Origin of the sequence: Streptomyces tricolor (assembly GCF_002155905.1) — a bacterium.
GTDB lineage: Bacteria > Actinomycetota > Actinomycetes > Streptomycetales > Streptomycetaceae > Streptomyces > Streptomyces tricolor.
The window spans coordinates 1-26,523 of the sequence record NZ_MUMF01000009.1 but is presented as its reverse complement, the minus strand read 5'-3'; the positions used below and the strand labels follow the sequence as shown (position 1 = coordinate 26,523).

19 protein-coding genes and 1 pseudogene are annotated in these 26,523 nt (G+C 73.0%); 6 read left to right on the top strand and 14 right to left on the bottom strand.

Features of this window, described 5'->3' with window-relative positions:
• The 5 genes from CCN44_RS00770 to CCN44_RS00750 all read right to left on the bottom strand — a co-directional run.
• On the bottom strand, positions 1-638 hold a 638-nt coding region (locus CCN44_RS00770; RefSeq protein WP_143649563.1), incomplete at its 3' end, for a serine/threonine-protein kinase.
• 53 nt (positions 639-691) lie between these two features.
• Positions 692-2,389 carry a serine/threonine-protein kinase gene (locus tag CCN44_RS00765; RefSeq protein ID WP_059252154.1) on the bottom strand — a complete coding sequence of 566 codons (1,698 nt, stop codon included), beginning with the start codon at positions 2,387-2,389 and terminating at the stop codon, positions 692-694.
• Between the two features lie 115 nt (positions 2,390-2,504).
• Positions 2,505-4,415 (bottom strand): serine/threonine-protein kinase, encoded by a 1,911-nt coding sequence (locus tag CCN44_RS00760; RefSeq protein WP_059252152.1) that lies wholly within the window; start codon positions 4,413-4,415, stop codon positions 2,505-2,507.
• Positions 4,416-4,578: 163 nt separating this feature from the next.
• Positions 4,579-7,293, bottom strand: coding sequence for a protein kinase (locus CCN44_RS00755; protein ID WP_059252150.1), 2,715 nt, complete (start codon positions 7,291-7,293; stop codon positions 4,579-4,581).
• Positions 7,294-7,456: 163 nt separating this feature from the next.
• On the bottom strand, positions 7,457-9,535 hold the full coding sequence (locus CCN44_RS00750) for a serine/threonine-protein kinase (protein WP_086696583.1): 2,079 nt from the start codon (positions 9,533-9,535) through the stop codon (positions 7,457-7,459).
• Between the two features lie 170 nt (positions 9,536-9,705).
• On the opposite strand from CCN44_RS00750, the gene CCN44_RS00745 reads away from it, so the two are divergent.
• A complete protein-coding gene (locus CCN44_RS00745; RefSeq protein WP_086696582.1) occupies positions 9,706-10,761 on the top strand; it encodes a serine hydrolase domain-containing protein in 1,056 nt (351 codons plus the stop codon).
• Between the two features lie 203 nt (positions 10,762-10,964).
• Here the strand turns inward: CCN44_RS00745 and CCN44_RS00740 are convergent, their stop codons facing one another.
• A complete protein-coding gene (locus tag CCN44_RS00740) occupies positions 10,965-12,671 on the bottom strand; it encodes a glycerol-3-phosphate dehydrogenase/oxidase (protein ID WP_079081109.1) in 1,707 nt (568 codons plus the stop codon).
• Between the two features lie 281 nt (positions 12,672-12,952).
• Here CCN44_RS00740 and CCN44_RS00735 point away from each other — a divergent pair, with 281 nt between their 5' ends.
• Entirely contained in the window at positions 12,953-14,161 is a 1,209-nt protein-coding gene (locus CCN44_RS00735; protein WP_086696581.1) for a nucleotide sugar dehydrogenase, read from the top strand.
• Positions 14,162-14,309: 148 nt separating this feature from the next.
• Here the strand turns inward: CCN44_RS00735 and CCN44_RS00730 are convergent, their stop codons facing one another.
• The 4 genes from CCN44_RS00730 to CCN44_RS00715 form a co-directional block, all read right to left on the bottom strand.
• The gene (locus CCN44_RS00730; RefSeq protein ID WP_059252141.1) at positions 14,310-15,434 is read right to left on the bottom strand and encodes a GuaB3 family IMP dehydrogenase-related protein; all 1,125 of its coding nucleotides are present in this window, start codon (positions 15,432-15,434) and stop codon (positions 14,310-14,312) included.
• 116 nt (positions 15,435-15,550) lie between these two features.
• On the bottom strand, positions 15,551-17,059 hold the full coding sequence (gene guaB, locus CCN44_RS00725; protein ID WP_059252139.1) for an IMP dehydrogenase: 1,509 nt from the start codon (positions 17,057-17,059) through the stop codon (positions 15,551-15,553).
• Between the two features lie 164 nt (positions 17,060-17,223).
• Positions 17,224-17,811 (bottom strand): sigma-70 family RNA polymerase sigma factor, encoded by a 588-nt coding sequence (locus CCN44_RS00720; protein ID WP_030641278.1) that lies wholly within the window; start codon positions 17,809-17,811, stop codon positions 17,224-17,226.
• 1,258 nt (positions 17,812-19,069) lie between these two features.
• A complete protein-coding gene (locus CCN44_RS00715) occupies positions 19,070-19,681 on the bottom strand; it encodes a response regulator transcription factor (protein ID WP_003948568.1) in 612 nt (203 codons plus the stop codon).
• 381 nt (positions 19,682-20,062) lie between these two features.
• Between CCN44_RS00715 and CCN44_RS00710 the strand changes: the two genes are divergently transcribed.
• The gene (locus CCN44_RS00710) at positions 20,063-20,392 is read left to right on the top strand and encodes a WhiB family transcriptional regulator (protein ID WP_059252137.1); all 330 of its coding nucleotides are present in this window, start codon (positions 20,063-20,065) and stop codon (positions 20,390-20,392) included.
• A gap of 122 nt (positions 20,393-20,514) precedes the next feature.
• Here CCN44_RS00710 and CCN44_RS00705 read toward each other — a convergent pair whose 3' ends face one another.
• On the bottom strand, positions 20,515-21,423 hold the full coding sequence (locus tag CCN44_RS00705; RefSeq protein ID WP_059252135.1) for a LysR family transcriptional regulator: 909 nt from the start codon (positions 21,421-21,423) through the stop codon (positions 20,515-20,517).
• An 80-nt stretch (positions 21,424-21,503) separates the two neighbouring features.
• Here CCN44_RS00705 and CCN44_RS00700 point away from each other — a divergent pair, with 80 nt between their 5' ends.
• From CCN44_RS00700 to CCN44_RS00690, 3 genes are all read left to right on the top strand, one after another.
• Positions 21,504-22,172, top strand: coding sequence for an MOSC domain-containing protein (locus CCN44_RS00700; protein ID WP_167403926.1), 669 nt, complete (start codon positions 21,504-21,506; stop codon positions 22,170-22,172).
• Between the two features lie 76 nt (positions 22,173-22,248).
• Positions 22,249-23,022 carry an SDR family NAD(P)-dependent oxidoreductase gene (locus CCN44_RS00695; RefSeq protein WP_059252131.1) on the top strand — a complete coding sequence of 258 codons (774 nt, stop codon included), beginning with the start codon at positions 22,249-22,251 and terminating at the stop codon, positions 23,020-23,022.
• A 74-nt stretch (positions 23,023-23,096) separates the two neighbouring features.
• Positions 23,097-23,804, top strand: a complete 708-nt coding sequence (locus CCN44_RS00690; protein ID WP_059252129.1) for an ester cyclase — start codon at positions 23,097-23,099, stop codon at positions 23,802-23,804.
• A 96-nt stretch (positions 23,805-23,900) separates the two neighbouring features.
• Here the strand turns inward: CCN44_RS00690 and groL are convergent, their stop codons facing one another.
• From groL to CCN44_RS00675, 3 genes and pseudogenes are all read right to left on the bottom strand, one after another.
• A complete protein-coding gene (gene groL, locus CCN44_RS00685) occupies positions 23,901-25,529 on the bottom strand; it encodes a chaperonin GroEL (protein WP_059252127.1) in 1,629 nt (542 codons plus the stop codon).
• A 118-nt stretch (positions 25,530-25,647) separates the two neighbouring features.
• Positions 25,648-25,956: a co-chaperone GroES gene (groES, locus tag CCN44_RS00680; RefSeq protein ID WP_004955293.1), complete on the bottom strand. Its 309-nt coding sequence runs from the start codon at positions 25,954-25,956 to the stop codon at positions 25,648-25,650.
• 328 nt (positions 25,957-26,284) lie between these two features.
• A pseudogene (locus tag CCN44_RS00675) lies at positions 26,285-26,523 on the bottom strand (polysaccharide deacetylase family protein); the annotation flags it as partial.

Here is a 26,523-nt window from a genome sequence, read left to right as displayed (position 1 = left end):
GCGATGCCGAAGTCGGTGAGGACCACCCGGTCGTACCGGCCCAGCAGGATGTTGTCGGGCTTGACGTCCCGGTGCAGGACGCCCGCCGCGTGCGCCGCCTCCAGCGCGCCGAGCACCTGGAGGCCGATCCGGGCCGCCTCCCGCGCGTCCAGCGTGCCGTCCCGCAGCACCTCGCCGAGGGTGCGGCCGTGCACGAGTTCCATCACGATCCACGGCCGGCCGTCGACGACCGCGACGTCGTGCACGTTCACCACCGCGGGGTGGTCGAGGCGGGCCGCGGCGCGGGCCTCGCGGCGCATCCGCTCGTAGGCGTTGGCCTGTTCCCGTTCGGGCAGGTGGTCCGGTACGCGGGGTTCCTTGACGGCGACCTCGCGGTCCACCACCTCGTCCTTGGCCCGCCACACCGTGCCCATGCCGCCGTGGCCCAGCTTGCCGAGCAGCCGGTAGCGGCCCGCGACGAGCCGCCCGGCGCCCGGGTCCACCCGGGTCTCGCCCGGTCCGGGCTGCCGCTGCGGCCCGGACCCAGGCTGCGGCTGCGGCTGCGCGTGCGGCTGTTGCTCCGTCCGTGGTCCGGGCGGTTGCAGAACAAAACTCGTCGTGTCGTCGGCCAGGCGGCCGGCTCCCCCGTCACTGCTCATGCGTCATCTTTACCGTGCGCCCGGCGTTTCCAGCCACCGGGGGTGCGAACCGGTCACACACCCGTGACCGAGAACGTGTCGACCGCCACGTCGAAGTACTCCCGCGCCTCCCGCACCTTCCCGACCGGCGCCGACACCCACACGTCGTACACCAGTCCGTTCTCCTCCCAGCACAGGTCGTAGGTGTGCCGGGGGCCCTCCGCCGCGCTGAAGCCGTCCCAGGTGAACTCCCAGAACGCGGCCGGGTGTCCGTGGTGCGTGGTCCGGGTGACCCGGCCGTCGTGGTACCCGGGGTTGGTGGAGGGGCCGGCGGCGGCCGAGCGGTTCAGCGCGCCCTCCGGGCCGCCCGGCTGGGGCGCGCCGACCCTGATGCCCAGGCGGAAGGTCTCGCCCGGCGAGAGGTAGAACACGCGCGGCCCCTGCGGGCGGCGGGTGAAGTCCTCCGGTACGGCGAGGGAGAAGCCGGCCGGGTCGCGGGCCGTGCGGTAACCGGAGGGCGCCGTGTGCGAGCCGGTCGTACCGGGACTGGCCGTCGGCGTCGGTGCCGGCCGGGTCCCGGTCGGCGTGGGCGACAGGAACGTACCCCCCGTACCGGTCCGGGTCGCCGGGGTCGTCGCCGTACCGCCCGGGGTGCCGCCGCCCCCGTCCCCGTCCCGGTGCAGCAGCAGCGCCGCGGCCGACACGCCGGCCCCGGCCAGCGCGGCGACGAGCAGCGCCGCCACCAGCAGCCCGCGCGGGGAGGACCGGGCCGGGGGCGGTTCCGGTGCCACGGGGGGCAGCGGCCCGCCGTACGGCAGGTCCAGCTGGGTCGGTGTGTAGGGCGTCGGGGCCTTCGGCGTGCGGCTGCCGTGGATCCGGTGGATGAGCCCGCCGACGTGTGATCCCGTGGTGCCGGCACTGCCCGGCGCGTCCGGCGTCCGGCCGGTCTCCAGATACGCCCGCAGCATCCACTCGGCGTCCGCCGCGCCCAGCCGCCGGTCCGGGTCGCGCTCCAACAGGCCCCGTACGACGGGCAGCAGCGGCTCGGCCTCGGCCGGCGGGCGGATCTCGGCGGCGACGACGGCGTGCAGGATGCCGCCGAGCGAGTCGCGCCGGAACGGCGACTCGCCGCTGAGCGCCGTGCACAGCAGCGCGCCCAGCGACCACAGGTCGGACTCCGGTCCGGTGCGCAGCCCGGACATCCGCTCCGGCGCGGTGTACTCGGGCGAGCCGACGAAGGAGCCGGTCTCGGTGAGCGTGGTGGCGCCCTCGACCTGGGCGATACCGAAGTCGGTGAGGACGACCCGGTCGGTGGCGGACTCGATCAGGACGTTCGCGGGTTTGATGTCCCGGTGCAGCACCCCCGCCTCGTGCGCGGTGCGCACCGCGCTCAGCAGGGCGACGCCGATCCGCGCGGCCTCGACCGCGTCGACCGGGCCCTCCCGGGCGATCCGTTCGGCGAGCGAACCGCCGTCGATCAGCTCCATGATGAGGTACGGCCGTTCGTCCTGCTCCACCACGTCGTGCACGACGATGATGTGCGGATGCCGTAACTGGCAGACCGCGCGCGCCTCACGGAACGTACGGTCGCGGCGGCGGCGCGCGTCGTCCTCCGGGAGCGTGTCGTCGGACAGGAGTTCCTTGACCGCCACCTGACGGCCCAGCACCTGGTCGCTCGCCCGCCACACGACGCCCATGCCGCCGCGCCCGATGCGTTCCTCCAGGCGGTAACGGCCCGCGATCAGCCGGAATCCGGCTCCCTCGGTCCCCATGCGCCCCATCATGCCGCACCGGGTACCCGCCCTCCGGGGCACAGCTCGGCCAAGACACACCGCGCAGCCTGCCATTTTCGGCCGTCCGGGCCGACGGGCCGCCGCTGCGGCCGGTTCAGCCCTCGTCCGGCTGCTGCCAGCCGCGCAGCACCCAGGTGAACTGTCTGCTGGTCGTGGCCCAGTCCTCGGCCGGTGAGGACATGTAGAGGGCGTACTCGGTGCCCTGGCGCGAGAAGTACGTCTCCTCGACCGCGCGGCGCGGCCCGGGCACGTAGGGCGGGTCCTTCTTCAGCGCGGTCCAGGTGTACTCCCAGCGGGCGCCCTTGCGGTCGCGGTAGATGTTCTCCTTCATCGTGACGCGCCGGTAGTCGACCAGCCGCTGGAGCTGCTGTTCCAGGTCCTTCTGGTGGGAGAGGGGGTCGGCGAAGTCCGGTGAGGCGTCGATGGCGATGCGGACGAAGTGCTTGCCGTTGTCGGGCGAGTAGTCGATCTGCTGGAGACCGCCCTTGTTGCTGAAGACCGTGCGCTTCCAGCCCTTGGGCAGGGAGAGGCTGAAGCCCAGGGGGTCGCGGTACGTCTGCCAGTCGGCCGGGATCGTGCCCCCGGCACCGGCCGCTCCGTGGTCGGCGGGCGCCGGCGCCGGGCTCGTCGCGCCGCCCGGCCCGCCGTCCTGCCGGCCCCACTGCTGGATCGCCACCGCTCCGGCGCCGCCGAGCACCGCCGCGACGGCGACGACCAGGGCGAGGGTGCGCAGCCGGCGCCGGGGCCGGGCGGGCGCCGGCCCACCGGCCGCCCACCGGCCGCCCGTCGGCGCCACCGCGGTCGGCCCGGTCGCGGAACGACCGGCACCGGCGGGGCCGCCGCGGCCGGAGCCGGCCGCCGCGGAGCCGTACCCCGAGGCGGACCCCGAGCCGTACCCGGAGGCGGACCCTGAGCCGTACCCGGAGGCCGAGGCGCCGTACCCGGAGGCCGAGGCGTCGGAGCCAGGGCCGGAGCCGGGGCCCGTCGCCGGTGTGCCGGAACCGGAGCCGTACGCCCCGCCCGGCGCGCCGGAGCCGTAGCCGGTGGCCGGTGTGCCGGAACCGGAGCCGTGGCCGGCGGGCGCGGTGGCGCCGCCGTGGCCGGGTGTGGCCGTACCGCCCGAACCGTGGCCCGTGTGCGTGCGCACGCCCGAACCCTGGGTGGGGACGAACGCCTCGGCGGCGCGCGGCCGGCGGCCCTCCGCCGCCTCGGCGAGCATCTGCTCCGCCTCCTCCGCGCCGGGCCGCCCGGCCGGATCCTTGCGCAGCAGCGCGGCGATGACCGGGGCGAGCGGACCGGCGTGCCGCGGTTCGTCCGCGTTCTCCTCGACGACCGCCTGCATGGTGCTCAGCGGCGAGGTGCGCCGGAACGGCGAGCGCCCTTCGACCGCCGTGTACAGCGTGGCGCCGAGCGCCCACAGGTCGGAGGCCGGGCCGGGGTCGTGGCCGCGCACCCGTTCGGGGGCCAGGTAGTCGACGGAGCCGACGACCTCTCCGGTGCGGGTGATGGTGGTGTCGCCCTCGATCTGGGCGATGCCGAAGTCGGTGAGCAGGATCCTGCCGTCCTCGCCGAGCAGGACGTTGCCGGGTTTGACGTCCCGGTGCAGCACCCCGGCGGCGTGCGCGGCGCGCAGTGCCCGCAGCACCCACAGGCCGATCCGCGCGGCCTCCCGCGGCTCCACACGGCCCCGCTCCTTGACCGCGTCGGCCAGCGAGACGCCCTCGACCAGCTCCATCACGATCCACGGGCGGCCGTCGTGTTCCAGCACGTCGTGCACGGTGACGACGGCGGAGTGGTTGATGCGCGCGGCGGCCCGTGCCTCGGCCCGGGTGCGGGCGAGCAGGACGGCCTGGTCGCTGTCGGAGACGTAGAGCGCGGCGGTCAACTCCTTGATGGCGACCTTCCGGTGCAGCACCTCGTCGTGGGCGCGCCACACCCGGCCCATGCCGCCGCTGCCGATGGAGTCGGCGAGCCGGTAGCGGCCCGCTATGAGCAGGCCCTGCATCTGATTCACGTTGCCCCGCAATGCTCTTGACAGGGTCAGACTAAGGACCGGCCTGCCCACAGGGAACCAGCGGGGTGCCAAGGAAACCGCACTGTGACGATGGTCATTTCCGCGCGAGAAAGGGAACCGGACCGGCACCGCCCCGGTGCCGTATACGCGCTGCTCAACCGGTGTAGCGATACGTCGCGGCAGCCTGCTCGTACAGCCGGGTCACCTCGTCCCGCTCGGCGTCCGGGCCGCGCACCTGGACGATGTGGTAGCGGCCGTTCAGCAGCAGCGCCATGTTCCGCACGAACAGGTCCCGCCCCTGCCCGTCGGTCCAGGTGAACTGCCCCTCGGCCATGGTCCGTCCGCCCACCTCGATGGTCCGCAGCCCGGTGGCCGTGGCCCAGCTGGAGTCGCGGTACGGCTGGAGTTCGCGCTCCTTCTCCCGCTGGTAGACCATCGGATCGCTGCCGTACGCGGACGTGCCGTCCCGCCCGGGTACGACGATCAGCTCGAACCTCCCGTGGGCGTAGACCACCTGGCCGCTGCCGTTCTTCGGCGTGCGGTCCCAGCCCTCGGCGACGGCGACCTGGAAGCCGTCCGGATCCTTGCGCAGGGTGAACCCGTCGGGGACGGTGGGGTCCCCGCCGGTCTGGGTCTCGGTCGCGGGCGCGGAGGCGGTGGCGTCGCCGCCCGGCGTGCTCGGCCCGCCGGAGGGCTGCCGGGTGTGCGTGGGCGCGGGGTCCGCCTGTCCGGCGCTGCCGGTGCGGTCGCCGCCCGCCGCGCCGTTCTCGCCCTGCTTCGGCATGAACAGCATCGCGTAGGCGATCGCGCCGGCCAGCAGGAGCAGGATCAGCAGGAGCAGGGTGCGGCCGAGGCTGCGCGGCGAACGTCCGCCCTCCCTGGCCCGCTTGTGCCGGCCGTGCGGATGGGTGGCGGGCAGCCCGGCGCGCCGCCTGCGCACCAGCTCGCCCCGGCGCCGGACGATCGGCAGCCGGCTCGGGTCGGCGGGCGGCACGGGCACCACATGGGTGCCAGCGTCCGGTTCCGGCGCGGACCGCACCAGCGACCGCAGCCAGCCGCTCAGCTCCTCCACGTCCGGCCGCTCGGTGGGGTCCTGGCGCAGCAGCGACTCCACGACCGGCCGCAGCGGGCCGCACTCCTCGGCGAAGGCGGGCGGCTCGGCGCACACCAACTGCACCAGCTCGGCCGTCGACTCCTCCGGATACGGCGCGTGCCCCTGCACCGCCCGGAACAGCAGGGCGCCCAGCGCCCACAGGTCGGTGGCCGGGCCGATCGGCGCCGCCAGCTGCCAGTTCTCGTGCACGGGCCCGGCCTGCTCCGGCGCCCAGCGCTCGGTCACCGGTCCCACCACGGTCATCCGCACCTGCCGCGCCCGCTCGGCGGCGAGCGCGGTCCCGGGTCCGCGGCGCACGGCGCCGGGCTCGTCCCACCGGCCGCCCGACTGCGCGGGGACGACGGGCGCGGCGGCGGGGGCGAGTTCGGAGTGGGCCGGTGCGCCCTGGTACCCGGATCCGGGCGTCGGCCGGTCCGGTCCGCTCCGTTCACCGCCCGGCGTCCGCTCCGGTCCGTAGCCGTACCCCTGGCCCGGCACGGACGGGATTCCGGTAGCGGGGTCGGCCGCGGGCAGCCCCGGCCGCTGCGCGCCGCCGCCCAGGGCCGGGGAGGCGCCGCCGCGCCGCTCGGCGCCGTGCCATGGGGCGCCGCGCACCCCGTAGGGGTCGGCTATCCGGCCGGGCGGCGCCGCACCGCCCGCGTCCGGGGAGTGCTCCGGGTACGACGGCCGGGAGGAGTACGGCGACGGTGCCGCGCCGTCGGACCGGCCGGCGCCGGTGTCGCCCTCGGCGGGCTGACGGGCACCGGGCAGGGCGGCGCGCCCGTTCTGCTGGGCCTCGTGCACCCGGGCGGCGGCTCGGGCACCCGCGCGGTACGCGGCGATGGCCCCGGCCCGGGCGGCGCGGATGTCGGCACCGCTGTCGAGGGCCGGCTGCCCCGTCGGACCGGCGCCGTCCGACGGGCCGTCGGTCCCCGGGGCCGGCAGTCCGCCGGCTGCCCGCGCCTGGATCGCGGCCCGCCGCGCGGCCTCGGGATCGCCGCCCGCGACGGGGTCCCCGGGCACGCCGGTCCGGCCGGGCGCACCGGCGGTTCCGCCCGTACGGCCACCGGGGCCGAGACCGAGAGGCCCGCCGCCGGCGTAGTCCGCCCCGTCCTCTTCCAGCTCTTCCAGTTCTTCCGGCTCTTCCGGGTCCTCGGGCGCCGGCACCGGGTCGTACCCGCACAGCGCCTCCTCCGCCGCGCCGGCCGCCAGGCCGGTCAGCATGACGCGGCCGTCGTCGCAGACCAGGACGGTGCGGACGGTGATGTTGCGGTGCACCCAGCCGTGCGCGTGCAGCACCCGGAGCGCCATGAGCACGTCGGAGGCGACCTCGGCCGCCCGGTACGGCGTCAGCGGCTGCTCGGTGAGCAGGGCGGCCAGCGGTCGCGCGGCCACCAGCTCGCTGACGATCCACAGCGACCCGCCCTCGGCGAACACGTCGAAGACCTGGTCCAGGCGGGGGTGGTCCGGGATGCGGGCCGCCGCCTGCGCGGCCTCCACGGCGCGCCGCACCGCCGGATCGGCGGGCTGCCGGGTGGCGGCCCTGGCCTCCGGCGCGCGGCGGGACGCGCGCTCCCGCGCGGTGAACCCGGCGGGCAGCCCCTCCGCGTCGAGCACCTCCGCCTCGACGACCTCCGGCAACGGCACCTGCCGGACGAGGACTTCCTGGCCGCTGTAGGTGTCGAAGGCGCGGGTCTCGGTCAGTTCGTACGCGTCGGACGGCGGCAGCGGCAGGCGGTAGCGGTCGGCGAGCACCCGACCCGCGTAGTCGTCCACTGTGCCTCCCCCGGCCGCCCGGTTGGTCAGATCCGTTCGCCTCACGACCCGTTTCGCACACGCATGCGGCTGCGTACGGTCCGCGACCCTTCACGATACGTGCCGGAGGCAACCCGCATTGCGAGGATGACGGATTCTCACGCAGCAAACCGGCGCACGGCGCCTACGACTTGGGTTCGAAGGACTTCGTCAACGTCTTCCAGGTGTCCTTGCGCAGCTCGCCGTCCCAGTCGGCGCTCTTCGCGGTGTACATCAGCGCGTAACCGAGGTGGCCGTTCACCACGAAGCCCCGGTCGATCGTGCGGTACTTCGTGCCGCCCTCGACGTAGGTGAACTCCCAGTCGGCGGTGTTCCAGCCGCGGTAGTCCACCTGCTCGATCCGGATCTTGTGGTACTGGGAGCGCACCATGTAGCGCTCCTGGTACTTCCAGTCCGCCACCGGATCGTCCTTGGGCGAACCCGTCCAGGCGACGAGCAGCTTCTGTCCGCCGGGCCCGGTGTAGCGGTCGCCGGCGGATCCGTTGGACCGGTACTTCCACCCCTTGGGCAGCCCGATCGAGTAGCCCTGGCCGCCCTTGCGGGTGGAGACCACCGGAGCGCTGCCGCCGTCCTTCGGCCCGGCGGAACCCGACGACTCCGCGTCGCCGTGGGAGTCCGCGTCGTCGTCGGACCCGCTCTCCCCGGAATCCGCCGTGGGAGCCGAACCCGCACCGGTGCCGACGGACGCCGTGGACGTGCCGTCCGTCCGCTTCCCGGTGTCCGTGCCGCTCCCCGTGTCCTTGTCCCGCTTGGTGGACGCGCCGGCGCTGCTCACGGCCTTGGCCCCGTTGTTGCCGGACTCGCCGTCGTCGCCGTTGAGGGCGAAGGCCAGCACGGTCCCGAGCACCGCGAGCACCACGACCACGGCGATGACCACCAGCGTGCGCTTGGGCACCACATCGGTCAGCGGCGCCCTCGGCACCGGCCGCGGCGGCAGGTCCAGGTCCGGCGGCGGCACCACGGGCCAACCGGACGCGGCCTTGTTCGCGCTGGAGTTCGGCGCACCGGCGGCACCCGGCACCGGACCGCCCGGCCGCGCGCCGGATCCGCCCGCCGACCCGGTGGAGACCCCGGCGGCACCGGGCCGCGCACCGGGCACACCAGGCACACCGGGCCGCGCCCCACCGGACACCGCGCCCCCGGCGCCCCGCGCGCCCGGCTCGCTCCCGCTCTTCCCCCGCGCCGTCGCCGCGCCGGTGGCCGCCCCGGCCGCCTTGCGCACCGACCGCAGCGCGCCGCGCAGCTTCTCCCCGGCCTCCTCGCCCCGCTTGCCCTCCGGCCCGCCGGGCGGCACCGGCAGCGGAACCACGCGGGTGGCGTCCAGCGGCTCCGGCTCGGGCGCGTGGATCACCGCGTTGAGCATGGCCCGTGCCCCGGCGTCGTCGAGCCGCTTGGCCGGGTCCTTGGTCAGCAGGCCGTAGATGACGTCCCTGAGCGGTCCCGCGTTCTTCGGCTCCTCCAGGGGCTCGGTCATCACCGCGGTGAGCGTGGCGATCGCCGAACCCTTGTCGTAGGGCGGCGTGCCCTCGACCGCCGCGTACAGCAGACCGCCGAGCGACCAGAGGTCGGCCGCCGGTCCCGGCTTGTGGCCGCGGGCCCGCTCCGGGGAGATGTAGGAGGGGGCGCCGACGAGCATGCCAGTGGAGGTGATGGACGGGTCGCCCTCGACCTGCGCGATACCGAAGTCGGTGAGCACGACCCGGCCGTCCTCGGCGATGAGCACGTTGGAGGGTTTCACGTCCCGGTGCAGGATGCCCTCGCGGTGCGCGGAGCGCAGCACGTCGAGGATGGCGAGCCCCACCTCGGCGGCGCGCTTGGGTTCCAGCAGGCCGTCCTCACGGATGACCTCGGCCAGGGACTTGCCCTCGACCAACTCCATGACGATCCACGGCCGGTCGTCCTCGTCGACCACGTCGAAGACCGTCACCGCGCTGTTGTTGCGGATCCGGGCGATCGCCTTGGCCTCGCGCAGGGTGCGCGTGATCAGGCGCCGCTTCTCCTCCTCGTCGATGTTCGACGGGAACCGCAGCTCCTTGACGGCGACCGTCCGGCCCAGGGTCTCGTCCTCGGCGCGCCAGACCGTGCCCATACCGCCACGGCCCAGCACGTCTCCCAGCCGGTACCGCCCCGCGAGGAGACGCCGCTCGTTCTTGTCCTGACGAGTCTCCTGACGAGATGTACCCGCCCGCTCCGCCTCCGACATGCGTCCCCTCATACAACCCGCCCTGACAGAGCCTCCATTGTCTCTCACCCGACAAGTGCCCGACGCCCAGGGTGCCCCTGTCCCGGAGCCGCCCGCCGCGCCCGGGAAGCCCCCCTGAAGCGGCCGTTCCGCTTACCGGGATGATGGGTCGTAAGAGGGGAGGAACCGGCATGCCGACGCTTCGGACAGTCCTGTCCATACCGGTGTCTCTCGTGCTGCTGCTCGCCCCGGCCGCGTCCGAGGACACCTCCCCGGCCGCCGCCACGGACTCGGTGCTGCCGCTGTTCGTCAGCGACGGCGAGGTGCCGGCCGCGGCCCTGCTGACCCGGGACGACGACGCGGCCGGGGTCGGCTTCCGCTACTCCGCCGCGGGCGAGGGCATCGCCCGCGCCGACCGCTTCCGGGCCGGCAGCATCACCAAGACCTTCGTCGCGACGGTCGTGCTCCAGCTGGCCGCCGAGCACCGGCTCGCCCTGTCCGATCCCGTGGAGCGGTACCTGCCGGGACTGCTCCACGGGCGCGGCACCGACGGCCGGCGCATCACCCTGCGAGCCCTGCTCAGCCACACCAGCGGGCTGCCCGACTTCACCGAAGCCACCCGGGGCACCGTGCCTCTGACTCCGCTTCAGGCCGTGCGCATCGCTCTCACCCTCCCCCCGGCCCGCCCGGGCCGCTACGCCTACTCCAGCACCAACTACGTCCTGCTCGGCCTGGTCGTCCGCCAGGTCACCGGTCACTCCTACGCCGCCGAGGCCGAGCGCCGTGTCATCGCTCCGCTGGGTCTGACGGGTACCTCCTTTCCCGGGGCCCGCAGGTCACTGCCCGCGCCGCACGGGCGCGCCTACGCGGCCGACGGATCCGACGTCACCCGGCTCGACCCGCGCGTGGCCGGCGCGGCGGGTGAGCTGGTGACCACGCTGGCCGACCTCGACCGCTTCTACGCGGCCCTGCTCGGCGGCCGGCTGCTGCCCTCGCACTGGCTGCGCGAGATGCTCGACACCCGTGCCGCACACGGCGCGTACGGCATGGGCCTGTTTCCGGTGAAGCTGCCGTGCGGCACCACCGTGTGGGGGCACAACGGCCGGATATCCGGCAGCTACGTGCGCAGCGCGGCCACCGCCGACGGCCGCCGTGTCCTCACCTTCCGGGTGAACACGGACGCGATCGCAGACCCCCGCCTCGAACCGGCCCTGCTCTCGGCCGAGTTCTGCCCTCGCACCTGGTAGAACGGCCGGGGTTCGAGCAGAGATCCCGTAAACGGCCACTCGTTCGAGCGAACGTCGTCCGCCGCGACGCGGAGTGCGCGGAGCACGGCTCCACCCGCCGCCGGACGCCACCGCCGCCCGCCGGACCCCACCCTCACCCGCCGAACCCCGCCGTCGGCCGCCGGGCCCCTCCGTCGCGGCCGAGCGCCCGGGAGCGGCGGGGCTCACAGCGGCACGATGTCCGGTGCCCCCAGTCGCGCCGCGTCGGCCGTCTGGTCGTCCGGCTGGAGCTGGGACTCGCGCTCGGCCTCGACCCGCTTCTCGTAGTGCTCGACCTCCCGTTCGATCTGGCCCTTGTCCCAGCCGAGGACCGGGGCCATCAGCTCGGCGGCCTCGCGGGCGCTGCGGGTGCCCCGGTCGAAGGTCTCGATGGAGATGCGGGTGCGGCGGGTGAGGACGTCGTCCAGGTGCCGGGCGCCCTCGTGCGAGGCGGCGTACACCACCTCGGCGCGCAGATAGTCGTCGGCGGCGTGCAGCGGCTCGCCGAGCGAGGGGTCGGCGGCGATGAGGTCCAGGACCTCCTCTGCCAGCGAGCCGTACCGATTCAGCAGGTGCTCCACCCGGACCACGTGCAGTCCGGTACGGGCGGCTATCCGCGCTCGCGCGTTCCACAGGGCCTGGTAGCCCTCCGCGCCGAGCAGCGGGGTCTCCTCCGTCACGCAGTCGGCGACGCGCATGTCCAGGCCGTGCACGGCCTCGTCGACGGCGTCCTTGGCCATGACCCGATAGGTGGTGTACTTGCCGCCCGCCACGACCACCAGACCCGGCGCCGGATGGGCGACCGTGTGCTCGCGGGACAGCTTGCTGGTGGCGTCGGACTCGCCGGCCAGCAGCGGCCGCAGCCCGGCGTACACCCCCTGCACGTCGTCGCGGGCGAGCGGTACGGCGAGCACCGAGTTGACGTGTTCCAGCAGGTAGTCGATGTCCGCGCTGGACGCGGCCGGGTGGGCCTTGTCCAGGTCCCACTCGGTGTCGGTGGTGCCGACGATCCAGTGCCGCCCCCAGGGGATGACGAACAGGACGGACTTCTCGGTGCGCAGGATCAGACCGGTGGTGGAGTGGATGCGGTCCTTGGGCACGACCAGGTGGATGCCCTTGGAGGCGCGGACGTGGAACTGTCCGCGCTCGCCCACCATGGCCTGCGTGTCGTCGGTCCACACACCGGTGGCGTTGACGACCTGCTGGGCGCGGATCTCGTACTCGCCGCCGGCCTCCACGTCCTGCACCCGGGCGCCGACGACCCGCTCGCCCTCGCGCAGGAAACCGGTCACGCGCGCGCGGTTGGCCGCCTTCGCGCCGTAGGACGCCGCCGTGCGCACCAGGGTGGCCACGAAGCGGGCGTCGTCCATCTGCGCGTCGTAGTACTGCAGGGCGCCGACCAGGGCGTCCTTCCGCAGGCAGGGGGCGACCCGCAGGGCATGACGGCGGGTCAGGTGGCGGTGCAGGGGCAGGCCCCGGCCGTGGCCGCGGGCCATGGACATCGCGTCGTACAGCGCGACGCCCGAGCCCGCGTACAGCCGCTCCCAGCCCTTGTGCTGGAGCGGGTAGAGGAACGGCACCGGTTTGACCAGGTGCGGGGCGAGGCGCTCCAGCAGCAGGCCGCGCTCCTTGAGGGCCTCGCGGACCAGGGCGAAGTCGAGCATCTCCAGATAGCGCAGGCCGCCGTGGATCAGTTTGCTGGACCGGCTGGAGGTGCCGGAGGCCCAGTCGCGGGCCTCGACCAAACCGGTGGACAGGCCGCGGGTGACGGCGTCCAGCGCGGTACCGGCGCCCACCACTCCGCCGCCGACCACCAGCACGTCCAGCTCGCGCTCCGCCATCGCCGCCAGTGCCTCGGCGCGCTGCGCCGGCCCCAGAGTCGCTGTCCTCACCGCTGCCTCCCGCTGTCGCACACTCGCTCGCGTCGGCCGCACCCGGTGGGCGAAGCCCGGTTCACCCCCTCCTCATGCCCAAATTCTGACCGGGTTGCCCGGCTTCAGCCACCACGGGCTCCCCACCTGTGGACAACTCGCGCACAACCCTGGGAAGACACACAAACACAATCACACATAACAGTCATATGTGTACCTAGTCTGACAGTGCGCTCGCTCATGCTGTCCACAGCGGTTGCGCACCTGTCCCGCTTCGGCTACTGGGAAGGACGGCCCACGCCATGCCCGCAGACCTCGCTGTCATCGGACTCGGCCCGTACGGATTGCCGCTCGCCCAGGCCGCCGTCGCCGCCGGCATCCACACCGTCGGCTATGCCACCGGTCCCGAGGCCGGCTCGCTCAGCCCCGCCGAGCTGCGCCGGATGCACGCCGCCGGGTTCCGGCTCGCCAGCGACCCGGCCCAGCTCGGCCGGGTGCGCACCGCGGTGATCTGCGCGCCCACCCCGCGCGGCGCCGACGGCTCGCTCGACCTCGGCCAGGTCGAGGCCGCCGCCCGCACCGTGGCGGCGCGGCTCCGGCCGCACACCACGGTCATCCTGGAGTCGCCCGTGCTCCCCGGGGCGACGGAGGACTTCCTGCGCCCGCTGCTGGAGGAGGGCTCGGGGCTGCGCGCCGGCCGCGACTTCCACCTCGCCTACTCCCCCAGCCGGGTCGACCCCGGCAGCCGCGACCACACGCCGGCCGGTACGCCCCGGGTCATCGGCGGCCTCACGCCCGCCTGCACCGAGTCGGCCGCCGCGTTCTACGGCCGGCTCACCGACAAGGTGGTCCGCGCGCGCGGGCTGCGCGAGGCGGAGGCCGTGCAGCTGCTGGAGACGAACTACCGGCACGTCAACATCGCGCTCGTCAACGAGATGGCCGTCCTCTGCCACGAGCTGGGCGTCGACCTGTGGGACGTCATCCGCTGCGCGGAGACCAAGCCCTTCGGCTTCCAGGCCTTCCGGCCGGGCCCGGGCGTCGGCGGACACGGGGTCCCGCAGGACCTGACCGGGCACGCCACTCGCACCCTGCGCATGGTCGAGCTGGCCCAGCAGGTCAACAGCCGCATGCCCCGGTACGTCGTCCAGCGCGCGGCCACGCTCCTCAACGAACACGGCAAGTCCGCGCGCGGGGCGCGCGTGCTGCTGCTCGGCGTCACCTACAAGTCCGACCTCGCCGACCTCCAGGCCACTCCGGCCCAGGAGATCGCCGTACGGCTGATGGGGCTGGGCGCGGCCGTCAGCTACCACGACCCGTACGTGCCCGCGTGGAGCGTCCTGGACCGGCCCGTGCCGCGCGCGGACTCCTTCTACGAGGCGGCGGCCGACGCCGACCTCACGATCCTGCTCCAGCAGCACCGGACGTACGACTTGCAGGGGCTCTCGGTGAAGGCCCAGCTGCTGCTGGACACCCGGGGGGCCACACCCACGGGGGCGGCGCATCGGTTGTGAAGGGGGGCGCGTGGGGGGCTGCGCGGGCGCCCCCTTACACACACCGCGCCGCTGTTCAGGCCCACCTGCCCGCACTCGGGCATGCGAAAGGGCCGGTCGTCCACCCGGGACGACCGGCCCTTCAGGCGTCGTGGCGACCGCGCGGCGACTACCGCCGGTGCTGGCTGTCCGCCACCGTCACCTCGACCCGCTGGAACTCCTTCAGCTCGCTGTAGCCGGTGGTGGCCATGGCGCGGCGCAGGGCGCCGAAGAAGTTCATGGAGCCGTCCGGGGTGTGGGACGGACCGGTGAGGATCTCCTCGATCGTGCCGACCGTGCCCAGGTCGACCTTCTGGCCGCGGGGCAGCTCCTCGTTGACCGCTTCCATGCCCCAGTGGTGGCCCTTGCCGGGCGCGTCCGTGCCGCGGGCCAGCGGGGAGCCCATCATGACCGCGTCGGCGCCGCAGGCGATCGCCTTGGGCAGGTCGCCGGACCAGCCGACGCCGCCGTCCGCGATCACGTGCACGTACCGGCCGCCGGACTCGTCCATGTAGTCGCGGCGGGCCGCGGCCACGTCGGCGACGGCGGTGGCCATCGGGACCTGGATGCCGAGCACGTTGCGCGTGGTGTGTGCGGCGCCGCCGCCGAAGCCGACCAGCACGCCGGCCGCGCCGGTGCGCATCAGGTGCAGCGCGGCGGTGTAGGTGGCGCAGCCGCCGACGATCACCGGGACGTCCAGCTCGTAGATGAACTGCTTCAGGTTCAGCGGCTCGTGCGAGGACGACACGTGCTCCGCCGAGACCGTCGTACCGCGGATGACGAAGATGTCCACGCCCGCGTCCACGACCGCCTTGGAGAACTGGGCGGTGCGCTGCGGGGAGAGCGCGGCGGCGGTGACCACGCCGGAGTCGCGGACCTCCTTGATGCGGGCGCCGATCAGCTCTTCCTTGATCGGCGCCGCGTAGATCTCCTGGAGGCGGCGGGTCGCCTGCTCGACGGGCAGCTCGGCGATCTCGTCCAGCAGCGGCTGCGGGTCCTCGTACCGCGTCCACAGGCCCTCGAGGTTCAGCACGCCGAGGCCGCCCAGCTCGCCGATGCGGATCGCGGTGGCCGGGGAGACCACGGAGTCCATGGGGGCGGCCAGGAACGGCAGCTCGAAGCGGTAGGCGTCGATCTGCCAGGCGATCGAGACCTCCTTCGGGTCTCGCGTACGGCGGCTGGGGACGACGGCGATGTCGTCGAAGGCGTACGCCCTGCGGCCGCGCTTGCCGCGCCCGATCTCGATCTCAGTCACGTTGGTGGCCTTTCCCTATGCGTTGCAGCGCCTTCCAGTATCGCCGACGGGTACGACAACGGCGGCCCCGGATGCTCCGGGACCGCCGTCGTACGGGCTTCACGCGTGCGCGTGCGTCACCGCTTGCTGCTGTAGTTCGGCGCCTCGACCGTCATCTGGATGTCGTGCGGGTGGCTCTCCTTCAGACCCGCCGAGGTGATCCGCACGAACCGGCCGTTGGCCTGCAGCTCGGGGACGGTCTTGCCGCCCACGTAGAACATCGACTGGCGCAGGCCGCCGACCAGCTGGTGGACGACGGAGGACAGCGGGCCGCGGTAGGGCACCTGGCCCTCGATGCCCTCGGGGACCAGCTGCTCGTCGGAGGCGACGCCCTCCTGGAAGTAGCGGTCCTTGGAGAACGACTTGCGGTCGCCGCGCGACTGCATGGCGCCGAGCGAGCCCATGCCGCGGTACGACTTGAACTGCTTGCCGTTGATGAAGAGCAGCTCGCCCGGGGACTCCTCGCAGCCCGCGAGCAGCGAGCCGAGCATCACCGTGTCGGCGCCGGCGACCAGGGCCTTGGCGATGTCGCCGGAGTACTGCAGACCGCCGTCACCGATCACCGGGACACCGGCGGCCTTGGCGGCGAGCGCGGCCTCGTAGATCGCGGTGACCTGCGGGACGCCGACGCCTGCGACCACGCGGGTGGTGCAGATGGAGCCGGGGCCGACACCGACCTTGATGCCGTCCGCGCCCGCGTCGACCAGGGCCTGGGCGCCGTCGCGGGTGGCTACGTTGCCGCCGATCACGTCGACGTCGGACGAGTTCGACTTGATCTTGGCGATCATGTCGCCGACCAGCCGGGAGTGGCCGTGCGCGGTGTCGACGACGATGAAGTCGACGCCCGCCTCGATCAGGGCCTGGGCGCGCTCGAAGGCGTCACCGGCGACACCGACCGCGGCGCCGACCAGCAGGCGGCCCTCGGCGTCCTTGGCGGCGTTCGGGTACTTCTCCGCCTTGACGAAGTCCTTGACGGTGATCAGGCCCTTGAGGACGCCCTCGTCGTCGACCAGCGGCAGCTTCTCGATCTTGTGCTTGCGCAGCAGCTCCATGGCCTCCGGGCCGGAGATGCCGACCTTGCCGGTGACCAGCGGCATCGGGGTCATGACCTCGTGCACGCGGCGGCTGCGGTCGCTCTCGAACGCCATGTCGCGGTTGGTGACGATGCCGAGGAGCTTCTTGTCACCGTCGGTCACCGGGACGCCGCTGATGCGGAACTTGGCGCACAGGGCGTCGGCCTCGGCGAGCGTGGCGTCCGGGTGGATGGTGATGGGGTCGGTGACCATGCCGGACTCGGAGCGCTTCACCAGGTCGACCTGGTTGGCCTGGTCCTCGATGGACAGGTTGCGGTGCAGGACGCCGACGCCGCCCTGGCGGGCCATCGCGATCGCCATGCGGGACTCGGTCACCTTGTCCATGGCGGCGGACAGCAGCGGGATGTTGACCCGCACGTTCTTCGAGACGTACGAGGCGGTGTCGATCTCGTCGGGTGCCATGTCCGACGGGCCCGGCAGCAGCAGCACGTCGTCGTAGGTCAGCCCGAGTGTCGCGAATTTTCCGGGCACTCCGTCGACGTTGGCAGTCATGACACCTTCCCCAAATGGCCTTGATCGGTGCGGATGTCCATGCTAACGGGAAGCATCGCTAGCAAATTCCACGGTACGGGGTGGCTTCAGGCTTCGTATGTTCGTACGGAAGCGAGGGCGCACCTGTTCAGCGAAGGAGCTACGGGGCCTTTCGCGCACGGGGATTACTGTTCGGCGAGCGCCCGCAGGCGGCTCAGGGCCCGGTGCTGGGCCACACGGACCGCGCCGGGTGACATTCCCAACATCTGCCCCGTCTCCTCCGCGGTCAAGCCCACGGCGATGCGCAGCAGGAGCAGTTCGCGCTGGTTCTCCGGGAGGTTGGCCAGCAGTTTCTTGGCCCACTCGGCGTCGCTGCTGAGCAGGGCGCGCTCCTCGGGGCCGAGGGAGTCGTCGGGCCGCTCGGGCATCTCGTCGGACGGCACCGCGGTCGACCCGGGGTGGCGCATCGCCGCGCGCTGGAGGTCGGCGACCTTGTGCGAGGCGATGGCGAAGACGAACGCCTCGAAGGGGCGGCCGGTGTCGCGGTAGCGGGGCAGCGCGAGCAGGACCGCCACGCAGACCTCCTGGGCGAGGTCCTCCACGAAGTGCCGCGCGTCACCGGGGAGCCGGGACAGCCGGGTGCGGCAGTAGCGCAGCGCCAAGGGGTGCACATGGGCGAGCAGATCGTGCGTGGCCTGCTCGTCCCCGTCGACGGCACGATGCACGAGCGCACCGATCGCCCCATGGGCCGTGCCCGCCTCGTCGTCGCGCATCGGTCCATGGTGCCCTGCGGCCGTCCGGTCCGTCGCATCGTGCTCGTGGTTGTGCACCGAAGCGTTATGAGCAGGTGCGCCGGCACTCATCCCCTGCGCCCTCCCCTTCCGCTCGACCGACTCGTCCCCGAGAGACTCCACATCTCAAGGATGCGGCATCCGCGCCGAAACGAGCAGCGCGCGTCCGGCGGGCCGCCTTGCACAGGGCCTTCCGGGGGGTTCGGCGGGGTTGCGCGCCGGGGCAACCAGCTGCTCCGCCGAGCGCCGTTGTGCGCCGGGGGGCGTCGCGTCGCAGGGCGTACGACCGGGGCATGGGAGCCCGGGGCTTCCGTGCGGGCGCGCACCACGGGAGCGGATGACCTCGGGCAGACGCGCACTACGGAGGCCGCGGCTCCTTGTATGGGCGCGAGCCATCGAAGGCCGGGCCCGTGTGTGGGCGCATGCCAACGGAGGGCGGCCCCGTGCGTGGGCGCACACCAGCGCAGCTTGTGTGTCGGGGCACGCCAGCGCAGGGTGCGCCTCCGTGGGGGTGCATGCCAGCGCAGTACGAGCCTGCGTGGGGGTGCATGCCACTGAAATCGGGGCTTGTGTGTGGGTGCGTACCACTCCGGACTCTCGCACCCGGGGCCGGCGCACGCCGACGCGTACGGCCGAGTCCCGCGTCCGCCGCCCTCGCGTGCCGACGCGTACGGCGGTGTCGTACGCCCGGGGCGGTTGCCTGTCGGCGCAGGGCTCGGGCGGTGCCGCCGTCCGCACCGCGCCGGAGCCGGCGCGGTACCGCGAGCCCGTCCCGGCGCGCTCCCCCGGCCGGTCGGAAGGGTGCGCCGTACCGGCATCGGCACGGCCTCCCAGGGCCCTATCAAGGCGCGACCCGGTCAGGACACGTCCGCACACCGGCACCGAGCCGCAGAGGGCACGCGCTTTCGGCAGGCGCACCCGGACACGGAAGGCACGAGTGTCCGGCGAGCGCATCAGGCCGGAGACCGCACGGCACCCCGCGTCCACCACAGGGGTCCGAGGGGGCCCAGGTGCCCCGGAAGGAGTCCCCGGCGTCCGCGGCGTCCCCGGCAGCCGGGGCCCCCGGAGCGTCCGCAGCGATGGCGGCGGACCGGAACGCCGGGCCGGTGCTCCACCGGCTCGCCAGGCGGCCTGCCCCTGCCGGCCCGGCCGCCGGGAAGGGGGCCGGCCGCCCGTGCCGGGGCACGGGGCGGAGCCGGGTGGTGACCGGTGCCGGGCGGCCCGCAGGGCCTCGCACCGGTTACCGGACCAGTCCCCAGCGGAAGCCGAGGGCCACCGCGTGGGCCCGGTCCGAGGCGCCGAGCTTCTTGAACAGGCGCCGCGCGTGCGTCTTGACGGTGTCCTCGGAGAGGAACAGCTCACGGCCGATCTCGGCGTTCGAGCGGCCGTGGCTCATGCCCTCCAGCACCTGGATCTCACGCGCGGTGAGCGTGGGCGCGGCGCCCATCTCGGCCGAGCGCAGCCGGCGCGGGGCGAGCCGCCAGGTCGGGTCGGCGAGCGCCTGCGTCACCGTGGCCCGCAGCTCCGCGCGCGAGGCGTCCTTGTGCAGGTAGCCGCGCGCGCCGGCGGCGACCGCGAGGGCGACGCCGTCGAGATCCTCGGCGACGGTGAGCATGATGATGCGTGCGCCCGGGTCGGCGGAGAGCAGCCGGCGTACGGTCTCGACGCCGCCCAGACCGGGCATGCGCACGTCCATCAGGATGAGGTCGGAGCGGTCGGCGCCCCAGCGGCGGAGGACTTCCTCGCCGTTGGCCGCCGTCGTCACGCGCTCGACACCGGGCACGGTCGCGACCGCGCGGCGCAGCGCTTCTCGGGCAAGCGGGGAGTCGTCGCAGACGAGGACGGATGTCATGACCGCCCTCCGCAGCTGATGCGCGTCACCTTGAGCCTCCAGGCTGGTACGGAATCGTCACCTGTGCGGTCGACCGTCTCGGACGCCTGCCCGAGCGCTTGTGTTTTCAACCGCCTCCGCACTCTCAACGACGGTCACTCGAAAGAGTTACGGGGCCGCGTGCCGTCTTCGGCACTCTACGTGAGCACACCGACACGGTGCAGACATGCCCGACGGACCCTCAACTTTTCATCACAACCCATGCCCCATTCGGCCGCTTTTCTTCCCGTTTCGCAGTGTCCGGGGCTAGATTCGCAATGAGTCATATTTTCATCTCCTTAGACCGGAGATGTACGGTCGTTGGCACCGTATCCGCCCAGAACGGCGACAAGGGGTCACGTAATGGCAGATTTCTCCCGCCTTCCCGGACCGAACGCGGACCTGTGGGACTGGCAGCTGCTGGCTGCATGCCGCGGGGTGGACAGCTCGCTCTTCTTCCACCCGGAGGGCGAGCGCGGGGCGGCTCGGAGCGCTCGCGAGAACTCGGCCAAAGAGGTCTGCATGAGGTGCCCGGTCCGTGCGGAGTGTGCGGCGCACGCGCTGGCGGTGCGCGAGCCGTACGGGGTCTGGGGCGGCCTGACCGAGGACGAGCGCGAGGAGTTGATGGGGCGGGCACGCAACCGCCTGGTGGCGGCGTCGTCCACCAGGGGGGACACCGCTTCGAACCACTGAAGGAACGTTTCTGCACCCCTCGTCCGACGGGTGCGTCCACTCATCCCCCACCTGGGCACGCGCGCGCGTGCCCATGATTCTGCCGCCGTACCCCTTGATTCCCCCGTACCCCTGGACGCTTCTTACGCGCGCCCGGCCGTGCGGGCCGTCCGGGCCAGCTGTTCCAGCGTCGCCGACACGGCCGGCACCTGGGCCAGGTCGGGCAGGGTGAGGGCGACGATCTCGCGCCGTACCGCCGGTTCCAGCCGTACCGTGCGCACGCCTCGCGGCCGTACCGACTCCACGGCCAGCTGAGGCAGTACGGCGACGCCGAGGCCCGCGCCGACCAGGCCGACCACGGCCGGGTAGTCGTCGGTGGCGAAGTCGATGCGCGGCGTGAAGCCGGCCCCCTCGCACACCTCGATCAGCTGGCCGCGGCAGCGCGGGCAGCCCGCGATCCAGGGCTCCTGGGCCAGCTCGCCGATGGCGACGGCCTCCGCGCGCGCGAGCCGGTGCCGTTCCGGGACCAGGGCGACCAGACGGTCGGTCAGCAGGGGGCGCACGACGAGGTCGTCCCACTCCTCGGCGACCGCCGCCCCCTCGTAGCGGAAGGCCAGGGCCAGGTCGCAGTCGCCTTCGCGCAGCAGTTCGACGGAGCGCGGGGGCTCGGCCTCCTCCAGGGAGACGCGGGTGCCGGGGTGGGCGGCGCGCAGGGCGGCCAGGGCGGTGGGGACCAGGGTGGAGCTGCCGCTGGGGAAGGAGACCAGCCGGACCCGGCCCGCGCGCAGGCCGGCGATGGCGGCGACCTCCTCCTCGGCCGCGGTGAGCCCGGCGAGGATGCCGGAGGCGTGCCGGACCAGGGCTTCGCCGGCCTGGGTGAGCCGCATCTCGCGCCCGGTGCGGATCAGCAGCGGGGTGCCGACCGAGGCTTCCAGGGCCTTCATCTGCTGGCTGACGGCGGGCTGGGTGCAGCCCAGCAGGCGCCCCGCCGCGGAGAAGGAACCGGTGGTGGCTACGGCGCGCAGGACGCGGAGATGACGGGCCTCGATCACCCGTCGAGCATAAGGCAGCCTTGGGACCGGCGCCCGATAATGCGTCGACGCTTTGGGGCGCGATCGCTTACCGTGCGGGAATGAAGCTTCTCTCGGTCAACCTGGGACACCCCAGCCCGGTCCCCTACACGAGCCAGCCGGACGGTGTGACCGGCATCGACAAGCGGCCGGCCGACGGACCGGTGCGGGTGGCGGCGCCCGGCCCCAAGGGGGTCGGCGGGAGCGGGCTCACCGGGGACGCCGTGTGCGACACGCGCCACCACGGCGGGGACGACCAGGCGGTGTACGCGTACGCCCGTGAGGACCTCGACGAGTGGGAGCGCACCCTGGGTCGATCGTTGGCCAACGGTTGCTTCGGCGAGAACCTGACGACGGACGGGCTGGACGTCTCCGGGGCGCTGATCGGCGAGCGCTGGCGGATCGGTTCCGGGGTGGTGCTGGAGGTGACCTCGGGCCGCATTCCGTGCAAGACGTTCCAGGGCCATCTGGGCGAAAGCGGATGGGTCAGGAGATTCACTCAGAAGGGCGCAACCGGTGCCTACCTCCGGGTGATCGAACCGGGCGAGATCCAGGCGGGCGATCCGGTGGAGATCGTGCACCGGCCGGACCACGGGGTGACGGCGGCGATGCAGTTCCGCGCGGTCACCACCGAGCGGGAGCTGCTGCCCCGGCTGCTCGCGGCGGGCGAGGCGCTGCACGCGGAGACGCTCGCCAAGGCCCGGGAGTACGTCGCGCGGCACGGGGCCTGAGAGGCCGTCGGAAGGTCGCCGGGAAGCGCCCGCGCGGGCAGCGGAGGCTCTCGGTCCGGGTCACTACCCTTGGGCCATGACAACGTCTCTGATTACGGGATCGACCGCGGGCATCGGTGCCGCGTTCGCGCGGCGGCTGGCCGCTGACGGGCACGACCTCGTCCTGGTGGCGCGGGACACCGGGCGGCTGCGCGAGCAGGCGACGGAACTGCACGACCGGCACGGCATCGAGGTGGAGGTGCTCACCGCCGACCTGGCCGAGGACAAGGGCATCGAGGCGGTCGCCGACCGGCTCGGCGACCGGAAGAACCCGGTCGACCTGCTGGTCAACAACGCCGGCTTCGGCAACAAGGGCCGCTATCTGGAAGTACCGATGGCGGACGAGCTGAGGATGCTCAAGGTGCACTGCGAGGCGGTGCTCCGGCTGACGTCGGCGGCGACCGAGGCGATGCGCGAGCGCGGCCGGGGCGGGGTGGTGAACGTCGCCTCGGTGGCCGCGTTCGTCCCGCGCGGCACGTACGGCGCGTCCAAGGCGTGGGTCGTGCAGTTCACCCAGGGCGCGGCGAAGGACCTGGCCGGCACCGGGGTGCGGCTGATGGCGCTGTGCCCGGGCTTCGTGCGCACCGAGTTCCACCAGCGGGCCGGGATGGGCACGGACAACATCCCGGGCTGGTTGTGGCTGGACGCCGACAAGCTGGTCGCGGCGGCCCTGGCCGACCTGGCGCGCGGCAAGACGGTGTCCATCCCGGACCCCCGGTACAAGGCGCTGATGGGGCTGGTGAAGGTGACGCCGCGCGGGCTGCTGGGCGGGCTCAGCTCCCGGACGGGGCGCAAGTACGGGCCGCAGTAGCGGCGGGTGACGCCGCCGTCCCGGTGGGAAAATGGGCGGGACGGTACCGGACCAGGGGGGCCGGAGGCGGCGTCATGACCTTCGTACAGCTCATCGAGTGCAGGACGAGCCGGATGGACGAGATGAACCGGCTCATGGACGACTGGGTCCAGCAGACCAAGGGGAAGCGGACGGCGACGCACGCGCTGGTCGGCACGGACCGCTCGGACGCGTCGCACGTGGTGGAAGTGGTGGAGTTCCCGTCGTACGAGGAGGCGATGCGGAACTCGAACCTCCCGGAGACCGACCGGATCTTCCGGGAGCTGGTCGCCCTGTGCGACGAGATGCCGACGTTCGTCGACCTGGACGTCGTACGGGACGAGCGCCTGGCCGAGGGGATCGTGCGCGCGTTCTTCGAGGCGCTCCGCACCCCGGGCGAGCTGCCGCCGCTCAACGACCTGCTGGACGAGGACGTCCACAGCCACGACCCGATCAACCCGCAGGACACGATCGGGCTGGACAACGCCCGCGCCGAGTTCCGGATGTGGCGCGGCGCCTTCGACTTCGCGTTCTCGGTCGAGGACGTGCTCGCCCAGGGGGACCGGGCGTGCGCGCGGTGGACCTGGAACGCCACGCACAAAGGGGACTTCCTCGGGATCGCGCCCACCGGCAGGCAGGTCACCATGACCGGGATGACGCTCTTCCGTTTCGCCGCCGACGGCAAGATCGCCGAACTGTGGTGGCAGCACGACCAGCTGGGGCTGATGCAACAGCTCGGCGCGCTGGACGCGTTGGAGCAGTAGCGCGCGGCTCGGACGGCAGGACGAGGGGTGCGGCACAAGGGCGCAGGCCCGGCCCCCCTCGTCGGGGTGCCGGGCCTGCGTGCGAAGGCGGGTGCCTCAGTGGGCGTGGCCGTGGCTGTGGCCGTGGCCCGCGGCCTCCGGCTCCTCTTCCTTCTTCTCGACGACCAGGGTCTCGGTCGTGAGCAGCAGGGAGGCGATGGAGGCGGCGTTCTCCAGGGCGGAGCGGGTGACCTTGACCGGGTCGATGACGCCGGCCTTGATCAGGTCGCCGTACTCGCCGGTGGCGGCGTTGTAGCCCTGCCCCTTCTCCAGGTCCTTGACCTTGGAGACGATGACGTAGCCCTCCTGGCCGGCGTTCTCGCCGATCCAGCGCAGCGGCTCGACCACGGCGTTGCGGACGACGGCGACACCGGTGGCCTCGTCGCCGGCCTTGTCGAGGTTGCCCTCAAGGACCTTGGAGGCGTGGACCAGAGCGGAGCCACCACCGGAGACGATGCCCTCCTCGACCGCGGCGCGGGTCGCGGAGATGGCGTCCTCCAGACGGTGCTTCTTCTCCTTCAGCTCCACCTCGGTGGCGGCGCCGACCTTGATCACGCACACGCCGCCGGCCAGCTTCGCGAGGCGCTCCTGGAGCTTCTCGCGGTCCCAGTCGGAGTCGGTGTTCTCGATCTCGGCCTTGATCTGCGCGACGCGGCCCTGCACGTCCTCGGACTTGCCGGCGCCGTCGACGATGGTGGTGTCGTCCTTGGTGACGGTGACGCGGCGGGCGGAGCCGAGCACGTCGATGCCGACCTGGTCGAGCTTGAGGCCGACCTCCTCGGAGATGACGGTGGCGCCGGTGAGGACGGCCATGTCCTGGAGCATCGCCTTGCGGCGGTCGCCGAAGCCCGGGGCCTTCACCGCGACGGCGTTGAAGGTGCCGCGGATCTTGTTGACGACCAGGGTCGACAGGGCCTCGCCCTCGACGTCCTCGGCGATGATCAGCAGCGGCTTGGAGGAGCCGGCCTGGATGACCTTCTCCAGCAGCGGCAGCAGGTCGGCGATGGCGGAGATCTTGCCCTGGTTGATGAGGATGTACGGGTCCTCCAGGACGGCCTCCATGCGCTCCTGGTCCGTCACGAAGTACGGCGACAGGTAGCCCTTGTCGAAGGCCATGCCCTCGGTGAAGTCCAGCTCCAGACCGAAGGTGTTGGACTCCTCGACGGTGATGACACCGTCCTTGCCGACCTTGTCCATCGCCTCGGCGATCAGCTCGCCGACCTGCTGGTCCTGGGCGGACAGCGCGGCGACGGCGGCGATGTCGGACTTCTCGTCGATCGGGCGGGCCGAGGCGAGCAGGTCCTCGGAGACGGCCTTGACCGCGGCGTCGATGCCCTTCTTCAGGGCGGCCGGGGAGGCACCGGCGGCGACGTTCTTCAGACCCTCGCGGACCAGCGCCTGGGCGAGGACCGTGGCGGTGGTGGTGCCGTCACCCGCGATGTCGTTGGTCTTGGTCGCCACCTCCTTCACCAGCTGAGCGCCGAGGTTCTCGTACGGGTCCTCGATCTCGACCTCGCGGGCGATCGTGACACCGTCGTTGGTGATGGTGGGAGCGCCGAACTTCTTGTCGATGACGACGTTGCGGCCCTTGGGGCCGATCGTCACCTTGACCGTGTCGGCAAGCTTGTTGACGCCGCGCTCAAGGGCGCGACGGGCGTCCTCGTCGAACTTCAGGATCTTCGCCATGACAGCGGGAGCCCTCTCGGAAATCTGTGGGTGAAAAGACACTGCGCCCCGGGCGCCCGGCTTCTTATCGGTCGCGGGGGCCAGGGGCGCAGCTCAAGCGGAGAGTTGCTTGAGGTGATTACTTCTCGATGATCGCGAGGACGTCGCGAGCCGAGAGGACGAGGTACTCGTCGCCGTTGTACTTCACCTCGGTGCCGCCGTACTTGCTGTAGAGGACGACGTCGCCGACCTTGACGTCGAGCGGCAGACGCTCGCCGTTCTCGAACCGGCCCGGGCCCACGGCGAGGACGGCACCCTCCTGGGGCTTCTCCTTCGCGGTGTCCGGGATGACCAGGCCAGAGGCCGTGGTCTGCTCGGCGTCCAGCGGCTGGACCACGATGCGGTCCTCGAGCGGCTTGATGGCAACCTTGGAGCTGGCGGTCGTCACGATCCGACCTCCCCCTTCGGAGATCTCACGGGGTTAACTGTCTGAGGTGGCGACCAGGTCGATCCGTCGTCGCGGGTGCCGGACCTGCCCGTCGCGTTTATTTGGCACTCTCCAGGGGGGAGTGCCAGAGCCGAGACTATGACCGCGATTAGCACTCGGTCAAGCGGAGTGCCAATGCCGTGCGGCGCGTCGGCCGGAATGCGGCGTGTCGGGCCGTCGCCGTCCTGGCGGCTGCCGCCCCCAGACCCCCGCTGTCGGGCCTGGCGGCCCTCGTCCTCGAACGCCGGACGGGCTGAGTGCACCGCGAGGCACCGCCGGACACCCGGGATCACAGGTAGTCCTCCAGCCGCCCCACCGTCAGCCCCCTCCCCTGCACCTCCCTCAGCACGCGTACCGTGCGTTCGCGCAGCGGGGGGCCCGGTGACTCGTCGAGGCCCACCAGGACGACGTCGCCGGGGCGGAGGCGGTGGGGGCCGTGGGTGTAGGTGAGGCCGGCCGGGGTGAGGGCGGCGCGCCAGAGGACGAGGGCGGAGATGCCGCAGCCGGCGGCGGCGCGCAGGGTGGTGC